The organism is Marinobacter maritimus, assembly GCF_007671675.1.
In the GTDB taxonomy this organism is placed as follows: domain Bacteria; phylum Pseudomonadota; class Gammaproteobacteria; order Pseudomonadales; family Oleiphilaceae; genus Marinobacter; species Marinobacter maritimus.
Map to the genome: position 1 here is coordinate 1 of NZ_VCGW01000007.1, position 12,524 is coordinate 12,524.

Here is a 12,524-nt window from a genome sequence, read left to right on the forward strand (position 1 = left end):
GAACCGAAAGAGGTTCGACCGAAACCTGCAAAGCAGGTTGAGGAGCGCGGGAGCGCAGCGACGGCGACCCCGAAGGGGTGAGGGCCAAAGGCCCGAATAATCCTCCCAGCCGCGCCATATTCAAGTCAAAACGCCTCAGCTTGTGCACCTCACAGCCTGAGGCGTTTTGCATTCTACAGCTGGGAGAATTTGAACCGAAAGAGGTTCGACCGAAACCTGCAAAGCAGGTTGAGGAGCGCGGGAGCGCAGCGACGGCGACCCCGAAGGGGTGAGGGCCAAAGGCCCGAATAATCCTCCCAGCCGCGCCATATTAAAGTCAAAACGCCTCAGCTTGTGCACCTCACAGCCTGAGGCGTTTTGCATTCTATAGCTGGGAGAATTTGAACCGAAAGAGGTTCGACCGAAACCTGCAAAGCAGGTTGAAGAACGCGGGAGCGCAGCGACTCAAAGTGACGCAGCTGAGCGCGCAGCCTGGTCATAAAGCCCGGATATACCTCTCAGGAAGCCTGCTACCGCTCCAGTGTCGGCGCCAGAGAATCCTAAAGTCCGCAGTGAGTCCACCAGACATTCTTCACGGATTTCGCGGTAGCGGCGACATACCGCCTTGCCTTCTTCAGTGGCTGAATAATAAGTCTCTTTACCGTGTTTCTCGGATACAACAACCTTGTGCTTCAGGAGCTTCTTGAGCGCATACGTCACGGTATGGCTGTCTTCCACGTTCAGTACCAGGCAAATGTCAGCTGTTTTTTTTGCGCGGTCACGATGGTTCACGCTGTGCAAAACCAGTATGTCCAGCGGGCTTAGCTCCGGCAGGCCGGCAGCGTTCATGCAGCGCACCATCCACCGGTTAAAAGCATTGCCGGCCACAATCAGACCGAACTCCAGCTCAGACAACTCCATCGCGCTGTCAGAGGCCAAGTGAGCGGAGGACACGATCGGGCCCACTTTACGATGCGTGTTGCCTTGATCCGGATTCTCCGGGGATTCGTTGGTCTTTTTCATGATGAAATAAGTGCCTTCTGTAAACAGCGTTTCTTTGGCTCGCCCGTTCAGGGTTTCTCTAATTCCCCATTTTCCCGGGTAGATAGGTCACAATTTCCGGGAACAGGGTGATGAGAATTACGCCACTCAGGATTAAAAGAAAGTAGGGCAGTGCGGCCCAGGCAATTCGCAGAATGTTTTCTCCAGTCAGTCCCTGGATTACAAAAAGGTTGAACCCGACAGGCGGAGTAATCTGGCTCATTTCCACGACGATCACGAGATAAATACCAAACCACAGGGGGTCAATGCCAGCAGCCTCAACCATCGGCAGAATGACCGACGTGGTAAGCACTACAACCGAAATGCCATCCAGAAAGCAGCCCAGAAGAATGAAGAACAGGGTCAGTGCCACCAACAACATGTAGGGTGACAAGCCGAGAGTGTCGATCCAGGCGGCAAGCTCGCGCGGGATACCGGTAAAGCCCATTGCACTGGTCAGGAAATGGGCGCCTATCAGAATGAACGCAATCATTGATGAGGTTTTTACGGTTCCCATTAGCCCGCTTGAAAAGGTGTTCCAGTTCAGTGAGCCGCTTTTCCAGGACAGAAGGTGTGCCAGAGCCACGCCGATCGCGGCTGATTCCGTGGGCGATGCCAATCCCGTGTAAATCGAGCCGATAACGCCGATTATCAGCAGCATTACGGGAATAAGGGGGCGGCTGCGGCGTATTTTTTCACCGAAGGAAAAGGATTCGGCTTCGCCTGCGGGCACGCCGGACGGGTTCATCAGGGACCAGATCATAACGTAGCCCGCAAACAGGGACATCAGCATCAACCCGGGGAGGATACCCGCAACGAAAAGGCGGGCGATGGACTGCTCGGTTGCTACCCCGTAAACAATGAGAATAATGGAGGGTGGAATCAGCAGGCCCAGGGTTGCTGATCCGGCCAGCGTACCTAGGATCTGGTTCTTGTCGTAACCACGGTTGGTCAGCTCCGGTATCGACATCTTGCCGATGGTTGCGGCTGTGGCAGCAGAAGAACCGGAGATCGCCGCGAAAATGCCGCAGCCTATGATGTTGGTATGCAGCAGTCGCCCGGGTACTTTACCGACCCAGGGGGAAATGCCCCGGAACATCTCTTCGGACAGACGCGAACGGAACAGAACCTCGCCCATCCAGATGAACATGGGCAGCGCCGCCAGATCCCAGGATACACTGGCGCTGTAAAACGCCGTGGAGAGGCTGTCGCCGACCGGAATGCCGCTGAAAAAAAACAGCGCAATGCAGCCAATGGTGGTTAATGAAAAAGCGACCCACAGCCCGCTGGCAAGAAGTGCCAGAAGTACGCATAGCAGCAGCAAACTCATCCAGATCATTTCCATGAGCTTACTCCTGAGGTGCTTCGTTTTTGAGTTGGGTAATCCTGCCACTGACGAGCAAAAACAGCGCGTCCAGCAGAGCAATCAGCAGCCAGACCAAACCGAGTGTCATGGCCGCCTGTGGAATCCAGAGTGGTACCGGCACCATGCCAATTGAGAGGTCGCCATAATCGAGGCTGTCGAGTGCCAGCCGTGCGCTGTGCCAAGCGGCAAAGCCGGTAATGGAAGCGGCAACCAGGGTTACCGCTATATCCATGACGCGATGCAACGGTTTGGGTAAATACTGAAGTACCAAAGTGACGCGGATGTGGCCGCCTTGCCAGAATGTATAGGCAAGGCCAAAAAACGTTGCGCCAAGCAGCATGAACGCGGCGATTTCCGCAAGGCCGGGTACGTTAAGTCCCAGAGCGTCGAAACCCGCCCACCCCAGTAGCTTGTCCAGAACGCGGCCAAGCACTTGCGCCACAATCAATACCATGATGAGCGTCAGATGCACTGCGGAAAGTGCACCCCCCAGTCTGTAAAAGGCATCAAGTGCTCTGCGCATGGGCCCGTCCTCGTGTTGTGACCCGTATTGCAGGGAAGGAGTCATTCATACGTCAGGCCCCCGGCGGCCGGTGGTCCTGACGTTGCCAGGTGATTACTGCCGGTTGTATGCGTCAAGCAAGGCCTGGCCGCTTTCGCCGGCACGCTCGAGCCATTCCTCTGTCATGGCTTCGCCGATTTCTTGTAGATGTTTGACCAGTTGTGGTGAGGGTTCGGAGACCTCGATACTGTTATCACGCATGATTTTTATCTTGGCTTCGGTTTCCGCTTTACTGGCTTCCCAGCCTCGCTTCTCTGCCACTTCGGCTGCGTTTTTCAGAGCTTTCTGCGCCTCTTCAGATAGCCTGTCATAGGCTTTGGCATTTACGACCACCATGTTTTTGGGCAGCCACAACTGGGCGTGATTGAAGTGTGTCAGGTAGTCCCAGGCCCGAGTGTTGGCGCCGGTTGAAGGGGAAGTGATCATGGCGTCAACACGGCCGGTCCCAAAGGCGGTGGGAATATCGGGTACTTCAACCTGAGTCGGCAAGGCGCCCAGCAGGTCGGCAAGTTGTTCGCTGGATTTATTGTAAGCGCGCATTTTTACACCCTTTAGTTCTTCGCCGGTGTTAACCGCAAACTGGGTATAGATACCTTGGGGAGGCCAGGGCACGGCAAAGAGCAGTTTCAGGCGCTGGCCTTCCAGGCGCTGGGCTAGCACGTCTTTCGATGCCTGCCAGAGTTTCCATGCCTGATCATAATCGCTGGCGAGGTAGGGTACTGAGTCAACTTCAAACAGCGGATCTTCGTTTGCCAGGCGTGACATGATGAGTTCGCCGATGGGTACCAGTCCGCGGCGCACGGAGTTTTTGATTTCCTGATGCTTGATTAAAGAGCCGCTGCTATGAACTGTAATATCCAGCTCGCCGTCGGTAGCTTCTCGCACATCGTCCGCAAACTGCCGGATGTTGACGGTGTGGAAGTTTGAATCGCCGTAAGGCGTTGGCATATCCCAGTCAGTCGCCTGGGCATTGCCGACTGAAAACGCGAGCGTTGCGGCTGTGAGCATACCGCCAAGACGCTTTAGGTAGGGAGCGGAAACCGGGTTCTGGCGAATGGGACGGGTGCTTTTTTGCATGACGTTTGCCTCCTGGCAGTGACATGGACGCTGCATGGCGTTTGTGTCTGTTGTTGTCTTTTTCAAAGCACAGAGCCGAATGCGGTTGTCCCAGCCTGTGGTGTGCTTTACCTGATCAAAATTAGTTGTGCGACAGGCCACTGTCAAACCGGATGTCGAAAATGTGTTGTTAAAATGCAGGTGTATTGATGATAATTTATCAATAAAGTGTTTTTTAAATGTGTTTAGCAGGCATAAAAAAGCCCGGAGCAAGGCTCCGGGCTCTCGGGGGGGGCGCTGCCGTCTCAGTCAGTGTCAAAGCTTCTGAGGTTGTGCGCCAATGAGGCCCGCGAAAGCTCACCAAGGTGCGCATTAACCTGCTGACCGTTGGAGTCGTAAAACAGTGTGGTTGGCAGGGCTTGGCTGCCAGTGGTGCGGCCAAGGCTGGCACTGGTGTCCGTTAGAACATTCTGGAGTGAGAGCTCGTGCTGACTCATAAAGCGGATGATTGTCTCAGGGTGCTCACCCTGATTCACATAAACAAAGGTGATGTCCGGATTCTCCTGTTGGGCTTTTTCCAGTACCGGCATTTCCCGGATACAGGGCGGGCACCAGCTGGCCCATAAGTTGACGACCAAGGGCGTGCCGTCAGCTACTTCTGCAAGCGCAACCGGGCTGCCGTCCAGCAAGGTGAACGTTGTCTGGGGCAGGCCTCTGGAGCTGCTCTCCATCAGTGTTACCAGCAATGATATCGAGCCCCAAACCAACAAGCCTGAAGTGCTTGCAATGGTGAGCGATCTGCGAATTTTCGGTTGGCGCCAGAGCTTCCAGGCGATGAGTGCCATGGCGCCGGCCAGCCCGGCGATCACACTGAAGCCGCCGTCCCTGATATCAATAATGCCCCAAAGGTTGTCCCGATAATGTTCGAAGTATTGGACAATAAAGCCGATACGCGCGGCCACCAGGGCAGTCAGAAAAATATCAGACAGAGTTCCCGCTATGGGAACCCCTTCTTTGCGCCCCGTGATGGCGCCAACAATTAACGCAACGACAAACGCGCTAAGCAGCAGAAGCTGAGCCAAAGGCAGGCTCAGCGGACCGATATTTACCGATAACATCATTACTCCTTGTGATGGTTGGCTGGCCTACGACCTGCACTTTGCGTATGAGTTCCCCGGTACGATTGATGTAGACTTCAGAGAGGCCGGGATATTTGGAGAGAATGGCGGCTGGCTTCAGCCGCCATTAATTTACGCACTCTGACAAGGTACTGACATGCTATTGAACTGTGACATTGGTGAAAGTTATGGCGCCTGGACGATGGGTCTCGATGGTCAGGTAATGCCCTATATTGATCAGGCGAACATCGCCTGTGGCTTCCATGCCGGAGATCCACTGGTTATGCACAAAACGGTGGGCCTGGCGCTGAAGCATAAGGTTGCTATGGGTGCGCACCCGGCGTATCCCGATTTGCAGGGGTTCGGACGTCGCTCAATGGCTTGCACCTCTGATGAAGTTCGCGCCATGGTGTTGTATCAGGTTGGTGCTCTGAGCCAGATTGCGGCGGCGCAAGGAGGGAGTCTGAGCTATGTAAAGCCGCATGGCGCGCTCTACAACGACATGGCGCGGAATGAATCCATTCTGAAGGCTATTCTCGAGGCATTAAGCCAATCTCCGGGAGAGCTCGCGCTGATGGCAATGACTACCGCCGACAATCAGTCGTTGAAAGCCCTTTGTGCCAAGTATGGAGTTAAATTGTTGCTGGAGGCGTTTGCTGACCGTGCCTATGACGATGCAGGATATATTGTATCCCGAAAAATTCCGGGCGCAGTGCATCATGATTCAGGCACAATTCTGCGTCAGGTACTCGCTATTTCAAGGGGCGAGACGATACAGACCATCACCGGCAAGCCATTGGTGCTTGAGGCGGATACTCTTTGTGTGCACGGCGACAACCCGGAGTCCGTTGCCGCCGTGCGGGCTATTCGAGAGGCGCTGGAGGCGCAGGCAGGCTGAGCGTTTTCAGAGCCTGAACCGGGAGACCAACGTCTGCAGCTCGCTACCAAGCTTGGCAAGCTCTGAACTGGAACGGGCGGTTTGATGGGAGGATGACGCAGATTGATCGGTCACGTCGCGAATACTGGTGATGTTCTGGTTGATCTCTTCCGCTACAGACGTTTGCTGCTCGGAGGCTGTTGCAATCTGACTGTTGTATTGCTTGATTTCCTCTACAGCCCGAGTGATCCGCTCAATAGACGCGCCTGTCGCAGTGGCCCGTTCGAGGGTGTCAGAAGCCAGGGTAGCGCTGGAGCTCATTGCAGATACGGAGTTTTCTGCACTGCTTTGCAATGACGTTACAAGGGCTTCAATTTCCTGAGCGGAACTCTGTGTTCTTTGAGCCAGGGACCGCACTTCATCTGCCACGACGGCAAAGCCACGGCCTTGCTCGCCGGCCCGGGCAGCTTCAATTGCTGCGTTCAGTGCCAGCAGGTTTGTCTGTTCTGCAACGGACTTGATGACATCCAGAACCGTTCCTATGTTAGCGGTTTCCGCTTGCAGGCCCTGAATGATTTCCATGCTCTGGCTTACTTCCTTCGCCAGCCCGTTCACCTGGCTCACTGTTTCCTTTACTTCATGCTCACCGTCCGTAGCCTGATTGGCCGCATCGGAGGCAATCGTAAATGCCTGCTCCGCGTTGCGGGCAATCTCCGAAACGGTTGCCGTCATCTGGTTCATCGCCGCAGCTACTTGATCGGTTTCCTGTTTCTGGCGATTGATCCCGTCGCTGGTCTGGCCGGTGACCGTCGAAAGCTCTTCAGCAGATGCCGCGATGTTAGAGGCGCCGGACTCAATGCTCCTGACCAGTTCCCGCAGGCCGCTGACCATCGTTGCCAGAGCGGCCATCAGGCGACCTATCTCATCTGTCCGGTTGTTGTCGATGCGAACAGACAAGTTGCCGGAGGCAACTTCTGAAGCGATTGCAACGGCGTGATTGATGGGGGAGGTGATGGCTCTGGTAATCAGGTAAGCCATTAGAATGCCAAGCAAAACGGCTACGCCGGTTGCACCAAAAATCAGGGTGGTAGCCTGCTTACGGTCGGACTCCATCTTCTCCGCCTGCGCCTCGCGCAGGTTGTTCGCCGACTCGATAACGCGGTTGGCCGTCGCGACCATGTCCTGTGAAAGCTGTTCGCCGGATTCAGTCAGCCTTACGACGCTCTGGAATTCGTTTGAGTAGGATTCAAGAGCCTTTGCTACCTGTGCTTTTTCTTCCGCGCTGATGGAGGCGGATTTCAATGGCCCCTGCATTCGTTTTGCATCTTCCAGGTACGATTTAACACTGCTGGAATCCCGTTCTACCAGAAATTTTCGCTCTGCACGGCGCATATCCTCAAACATCGCCGATGCAAAAAACAGAGAGCTGTGTGCTTTGAGTGAAGACCCCAGTATCCTGGCCTTGGTTTCAAGGCTGTTGAGTGCTTCATCCCTCTGGGTGGTATTCGTTTCAACATCGCTCATCAGGGATTGATACTGCCGTATATCCGCCTGAATGCTCTCCAGCGTGCTAATGTCAGAGCTAATAGCCAATAGGGGCTTGATGCGCTGGGTGATGCCAAGCACGTCGTCACCGTGGGCTCGGGATGCCTGCACATCGGCTGCATCACCCGACAGTAAAAAGTTCTTCTCTTCGACTCTTGCCTCAGTAAGGCCTGTGTTGACCTGGCCCAGCATGCTTACGATTTCTGAACGCTGGCTATAGGTTTCCAATGCCTGGTTGCCAACAACCCCTACAACAATAGTGAGAAGTAATAACAGCGCAAAGCCGCCAGCCAGCTTGCTCCGGATGGTCATATCGCCGAAGAAGGTTGCCAGTTTCATAGTGTTTCCTTAGCCCGGTAGTAATGCCAGCCACGCCACCACCCTGATTCCATCGAAGATGAGGTGACGTTTCTGATACAAAAAAATGGAGAGGTCAGTTTTTTAATTGTGACTGTATTAGGAATGTTTTCAGGCCCGGATTCCAGTTCTTTACAGTAACAGTTGATTGCTGAGCGTCTTGGTGTGACAAACAAAAGTGTCGCTGTGAGGGGGCGTCACCCTGGACGCGAGTGTATGAACTGTCGGGTGCTACTCAGAGGCAGGAGGAATAGCCGGTTTCTGATTGATCAGTAAACCGGCTCCAACGGCTACCACATAAGATCGTCGGGGATTTCATAGCCTGCGTAGGGGTCATCTTCACCCACATCGTCTTTCTTGCGGTCGTGGAGCACAACAACTGCCTGTTCATCGCGCTCAGTAATCTTGCGGGCCACTCCGTCGGCGACAATTTCATACTGATCATTCACGAACACAATAGCGAGCCGGCCGCGTGACAGCTGATCAGCCTGAGTGTCGTCCACATACATTTTTTTGATTTTTTTGTCGTGAACGAACTGATAAGACGTTTCACCCCGGCTGCGATCCAGCTTGTTGGTTTCCACCAGCTGGCGAATCTGCGCTTGAATGGCCTTTTTCTCAGCCTCTTGCTGGCGCTTGAGGTTCAGCTGGCGATCACGCTCGGCTTTTTCTTCACGGGCCTGACGAGCACGGACTTCTGTCTCATTGACCTGCACGGAGCCTTTGGGCTGTTGTTTACGCTGTTTATGTTTCTCATTGCGAATAGCCTTGGCCTTCTTCGGGTCGGCCAGGCCCGCTTTCATAAGCTGATCCTGCAGGGACGGCATGGGATAACTCCATTAATTGGTCATAAATTCTGATATTCTATCGCAACAGTATACGCCCTCGTACCGACCTTCTTAACCAGCAACTGCTGATTCCGGGATTTTCTTGTATGCCTTCCTTTAAAGATCTTGATCTGTCTGCAGCGATGCAGGCCAATCTTGCACAACTGGGCTTTTCCAAGCCGACTGATATTCAGGCCCGGGCGCTACCTCACTGTCTGGCCGGGCGTGATGTGATCGCCATGGCACAGACCGGCAGCGGTAAAACGGCGGCTTTTGGTATCGGGCTGATCGAAAGCCTCAAACCGAAACTGTTTGCGGTTCAGGGGTTGGTTATGTGCCCGACCCGTGAATTGGCAGACCAGGTTGCCAAAGCACTGCGCGAAATGGCGCGGGCCCAGGAAAATATAAAGATCCTCACACTTTGTGGCGGTGTATCTATCGGCCCACAGATTGGTTCCCTGGCTCATGGTGCTCACATTATCGTGGGCACTCCTGGGCGAATCGCGGATCATCTGCGCAAAGGCACTCTGGACCTGAATCGTCTCACAACCCTGGTTCTGGATGAAGCCGACCGGATGCTCGACATGGGGTTTCAGGATGCTATGGAAGAAATCCTGGGTTATACGCCCAAACAGCGCCAGACACTGATGTTTTCCGCTACCTGGCCTGAATCTATCCGTAAGCTCAGTGCAGGCTTTCAGCAGAACCCGGTGGATGTGCGAGCAGAGGCTCAAAGCGCAAATGCTGATATCCGTGAGCTGTTTTACGAAATTCCTGCACCGGAGCGAACCCGTGCCATCGTAAGCCTGCTTTCAGAGCACCAACCGGCTTCCTGCCTGGTGTTCTGCTCCATGAAACAACAGTGCGACGAACTGGCGGCAGAGTTGGGTGCCCAGGGTTTTTCGGCTCTGGCTTTGCACGGCGATCTTGAACAGCGTGAGCGAGACAGTGTATTGGTGCGTTTTGCCAACCAGAGCTGTCAGGTTCTGGTGGCCACAGACGTTGCCGCCCGCGGGCTGGATATCAAAGCTTTGCCACTGGTTATCAACGCAGAGCCTGCCCGGGATCCGGAAGTGCATACCCATCGGGTAGGGCGAACGGGGCGTGCAGGTGAGGCGGGGCTGGCGGTTACTCTGTGCAGTCCGGCTCAGGGCCACAAGATCAACCGTCTTGAGACTGAGCGTGGTAGCCAGGTTACCTGGGGTGATACGGAGATTTTATTATCTGTTCCGCCACAACCGGTTGCGCCCGCAATGAAAACGCTTTGCATCGCTGCAGGTCGCAAGGAAAAGCTTCGGCCGGGTGATGTGCTCGGTGCTTTAACCGGCGAAGCCGGATTGAATGGGAAATCCGTTGGCAAGATTGATCTGTTCGATTTTCAGTGCTTTGTGGCTGTAGATGCCGGGCAGGCCAAGCGCGCCGTGAAACGCCTCGAAGATGGAAAGGTAAAGGGTCGCAAGCTAAGAGTCAGGCTGGTCTGAGAGCGGGTGTTTCAGGAGTTTTCGGCGAGTCGAAGGTGCTCCGGGACACTCGGAAACTCCGTATAGTCATTTGCATTTTGGTTGCTCACAGCTTGCGAAACCGGTAAATTACGCAGGATTTTGCCTCCCGGTTTGCTCCGGCGCGGTATAAGACATAAGTCTTATGCGCTTCGGTTGCTCTGGGGAAAATCCATAAATCAATACAGGTAGCTGTTCAATATGGATGACCTGATGTCACAAGCCGTCGACCTGATGGTTGCGGGTATGGGCTTTGTGTTCGTGTTCCTGATTGTTCTGGTGTTCGCGACACTGCTTATGTCCAAACTGTTGACCCGGTTTGCACCGCCAGAGCCGGCAACCCCGGCCAAAACGCCTCGTGCCAAGTCCAAGGCATCTGCTGCAGTTGACCCTGATACAGCAGAGGCGATCAAAAAGGCGATTGCACAATTCCGGTCGCGCCACAAGAAGTGACCCGGCAACCGATTAGATACAACCTTTAAACAGAAGGCTGACACGATGACTGATACAAAGAAACCGCTGGGTATTACGGACGTTATACTTCGTGACGCCCACCAGTCCCTGCTTGCCACCCGTATGCGGCTTGATGACATGCTGCCCATTGCCGAGAAGCTCGACAAAGTTGGTTTCTGGTCTCTGGAATCCTGGGGCGGAGCTACCTTCGACTCCTGTATCCGTTACCTGGGCGAAGACCCCTGGGAGCGCATCCGTGAACTGAAAAAAGTGATGCCCAATACGCCCCAGCAAATGCTGCTGCGCGGTCAGAACCTCTTGGGCTACCGCCATTACGCAGACGACGTGGTAGAGCGGTTTGTAGAGCGTGCCGCCGAAAATGGCGTTGACGTTTTCCGTATTTTTGACGCCATGAACGATCCGCGCAATCTGGCGACCGCCATCAAGGCCGTCCGGAAAACAGGTAAGCACGCGCAGGGCACTATTTCCTATACCACCAGCCCGGTGCACACCATCGAGATGTGGGTTGAGCTGGCGAAGGAAGTCGCAGACATGGGCGCCGACTCCATCGCGATCAAGGATATGGCGGGTATTCTCAAGCCGTATGTGGCCTTTGATCTGGTTAGCCGCCTGAAGAAAGAACTGGATATCCCGATTCACATGCAGTGCCACGCGACCACCGGCATGTCTACCGCTACAGCTATCAAGGCAGCGGAAGCTGGTATCGACAACGTGGATTCGGCCATCTCTTCAATGAGTATGACCTACGGCCATTCGCCCACGGAAGCGATTGTTGCGATTCTTGAAGGTACCGAGCGTGACACGGGTCTGGATCTGGTATTGCTGGAAGAGATCGCCAGTTACTTCCGCGAAGTTCGCAAGAAGTACGCGAAGTTTGAAGGCAGCCTCCGTGGTACCGACTCCCGCATCCTGATTGCCCAGGTGCCGGGCGGCATGTTGACCAACATGGAAGGCCAGCTCAAAGAACAGAATGCCGCTGATCGATTTGATGAAGTTCTGGCGGAGATTCCCAAGGTTCGCGAAGACCTCGGCTTCATCCCGCTGGTAACACCGACCTCTCAGATTGTAGGTACCCAGGCGGTTCTGAACGTTCTGACCGGTGAGCGCTACAAGTCCATTTCCAAGGAAACCTCCGCCATCCTGAAGGGCGAGTACGGCTCCGCGCCGGCATCGTTCAACAAGGAACTGCAGGAGCGGGTTCTGGATGGAAAAGAAGCCATTACCTGCCGTCCGGCGGACAATATTGAGCCGGAAATGGACAAGCTGACCGACGAGCTGAAAAAGCTTTCGGAAGAGAAAGGCATCAAGCTGGCGGACAACACCGTTGATGATGTTCTGACTTATGCGTTGTTCCCGCAGATTGGTCTGAAATTCCTCGAAAACCGTGGCAATCCGGATGCCTTTGAGCCGGTGCCTACTGCTGAAGATGCGCTTCCAGCCAAGAAGGCCAGTGGCCCCGAAACTTACACCGTTGATGTTAACGGCAAGCAGTACGTGGTTGCGGTTTCTGAAGGTGGTGAAATTTCCCAGATTCAGGGCGAGAGCGGTGCTGCATCCGCACCGGCGGCGCCTTCTGCGCCAGCTCCGGCGGCCGGCGAAGGCGAACCTGTTATCGCACCTCTGGGCGGCAACATCTTCAAGGTACTGGTTTCACCAGGTGATGCCGTTGAAGAAGGCGATGTGCTGATTATTCTCGAAGCCATGAAAATGGAAACCGAGATTCGTGCACCCAAGGCCGGCACTGTCGGCGAAGTCTTCATCAAGGTCGGTGATGCCGTCTCTCCTGATGATGAAATGCTGACAATCGCATAAAGGGCCAGCAT

Annotated in this window: 11 protein-coding genes; 4 read left to right on the top strand and 7 right to left on the bottom strand. The window is 54.6% G+C overall.

The window, feature by feature from the left end:
* Window positions 1-444: 444 nt before the first annotated feature.
* From FFI90_RS18490 to FFI90_RS18510, 5 genes are all read right to left on the bottom strand, one after another.
* Window positions 445-1,002 (bottom strand): winged helix DNA-binding protein, encoded by a 558-nt coding sequence (locus FFI90_RS18490; protein ID WP_144780244.1) that lies wholly within the window; start codon window positions 1,000-1,002, stop codon window positions 445-447.
* 58 nt (window positions 1,003-1,060) lie between these two features.
* Complete coding sequence (locus FFI90_RS18495; RefSeq protein ID WP_144780245.1) at window positions 1,061-2,365, bottom strand: TRAP transporter large permease; 1,305 nt, start codon at window positions 2,363-2,365, stop codon at window positions 1,061-1,063.
* Window positions 2,366-2,369: 4 nt separating this feature from the next.
* Entirely contained in the window at window positions 2,370-2,909 is a 540-nt protein-coding gene (locus FFI90_RS18500) for a TRAP transporter small permease (protein WP_144780246.1), read from the bottom strand.
* 93 nt (window positions 2,910-3,002) lie between these two features.
* Window positions 3,003-4,025 (bottom strand): TRAP transporter substrate-binding protein, encoded by a 1,023-nt coding sequence (locus FFI90_RS18505; RefSeq protein ID WP_144780247.1) that lies wholly within the window; start codon window positions 4,023-4,025, stop codon window positions 3,003-3,005.
* Window positions 4,026-4,309: 284 nt separating this feature from the next.
* Complete coding sequence (locus FFI90_RS18510; RefSeq protein ID WP_342779393.1) at window positions 4,310-5,125, bottom strand: prolipoprotein diacylglyceryl transferase family protein; 816 nt, start codon at window positions 5,123-5,125, stop codon at window positions 4,310-4,312.
* A gap of 154 nt (window positions 5,126-5,279) precedes the next feature.
* Here FFI90_RS18510 and FFI90_RS18515 point away from each other — a divergent pair, with 154 nt between their 5' ends.
* Window positions 5,280-6,020, top strand: coding sequence for a 5-oxoprolinase subunit PxpA (locus FFI90_RS18515; protein ID WP_144780248.1), 741 nt, complete (start codon window positions 5,280-5,282; stop codon window positions 6,018-6,020).
* A 6-nt stretch (window positions 6,021-6,026) separates the two neighbouring features.
* On the opposite strand, the gene FFI90_RS18520 is transcribed toward FFI90_RS18515, so the two are convergent.
* Both FFI90_RS18520 and FFI90_RS18525 read right to left on the bottom strand, forming a co-directional pair.
* Window positions 6,027-7,883: a methyl-accepting chemotaxis protein gene (locus FFI90_RS18520; RefSeq protein ID WP_144780249.1), complete on the bottom strand. Its 1,857-nt coding sequence runs from the start codon at window positions 7,881-7,883 to the stop codon at window positions 6,027-6,029.
* A 308-nt stretch (window positions 7,884-8,191) separates the two neighbouring features.
* Entirely contained in the window at window positions 8,192-8,728 is a 537-nt protein-coding gene (locus FFI90_RS18525; protein ID WP_144780250.1) for a DUF2058 domain-containing protein, read from the bottom strand.
* A gap of 107 nt (window positions 8,729-8,835) precedes the next feature.
* Between FFI90_RS18525 and dbpA the strand changes: the two genes are divergently transcribed.
* From dbpA to oadA, 3 genes are all read left to right on the top strand, one after another.
* A complete protein-coding gene (gene dbpA / locus FFI90_RS18530) occupies window positions 8,836-10,209 on the top strand; it encodes an ATP-dependent RNA helicase DbpA (protein ID WP_144780251.1) in 1,374 nt (457 codons plus the stop codon).
* A 219-nt stretch (window positions 10,210-10,428) separates the two neighbouring features.
* Window positions 10,429-10,680: an OadG family protein gene (locus tag FFI90_RS18535; protein WP_144780252.1), complete on the top strand. Its 252-nt coding sequence runs from the start codon at window positions 10,429-10,431 to the stop codon at window positions 10,678-10,680.
* 45 nt (window positions 10,681-10,725) lie between these two features.
* Entirely contained in the window at window positions 10,726-12,513 is a 1,788-nt protein-coding gene (gene oadA, locus FFI90_RS18540) for a sodium-extruding oxaloacetate decarboxylase subunit alpha (protein WP_144780253.1), read from the top strand.
* Window positions 12,514-12,524 lie beyond the last annotated feature (11 nt).

Bases quoted from the DNA above. Each gene is read 5' to 3' on its own strand.
- FFI90_RS18490 (WP_144780244.1), bottom strand. From the start codon at position 1,002: ATGAAAAAGACCAACGAATCCCCGGAGAATCCGGATCAAGGCAACACG.
- FFI90_RS18495 (WP_144780245.1), bottom strand. From the start codon at position 2,365: ATGGAAATGATCTGGATGAGTTTGCTGCTGCTATGCGTACTTCTGGCA.
- FFI90_RS18500 (WP_144780246.1), bottom strand. From the start codon at position 2,909: ATGCGCAGAGCACTTGATGCCTTTTACAGACTGGGGGGTGCACTTTCC.
- FFI90_RS18505 (WP_144780247.1), bottom strand. From the start codon at position 4,025: ATGCAAAAAAGCACCCGTCCCATTCGCCAGAACCCGGTTTCCGCTCCC.
- FFI90_RS18510 (WP_342779393.1), bottom strand. From the start codon at position 5,125: ATGATGTTATCGGTAAATATCGGTCCGCTGAGCCTGCCTTTGGCTCAG.
- FFI90_RS18515 (WP_144780248.1), top strand. From the start codon at position 5,280: ATGCTATTGAACTGTGACATTGGTGAAAGTTATGGCGCCTGGACGATG.
- FFI90_RS18520 (WP_144780249.1), bottom strand. From the start codon at position 7,883: ATGAAACTGGCAACCTTCTTCGGCGATATGACCATCCGGAGCAAGCTG.
- FFI90_RS18525 (WP_144780250.1), bottom strand. From the start codon at position 8,728: ATGCCGTCCCTGCAGGATCAGCTTATGAAAGCGGGCCTGGCCGACCCG.
- dbpA (WP_144780251.1), top strand. From the start codon at position 8,836: ATGCCTTCCTTTAAAGATCTTGATCTGTCTGCAGCGATGCAGGCCAAT.
- FFI90_RS18535 (WP_144780252.1), top strand. From the start codon at position 10,429: ATGGATGACCTGATGTCACAAGCCGTCGACCTGATGGTTGCGGGTATG.
- oadA (WP_144780253.1), top strand. From the start codon at position 10,726: ATGACTGATACAAAGAAACCGCTGGGTATTACGGACGTTATACTTCGT.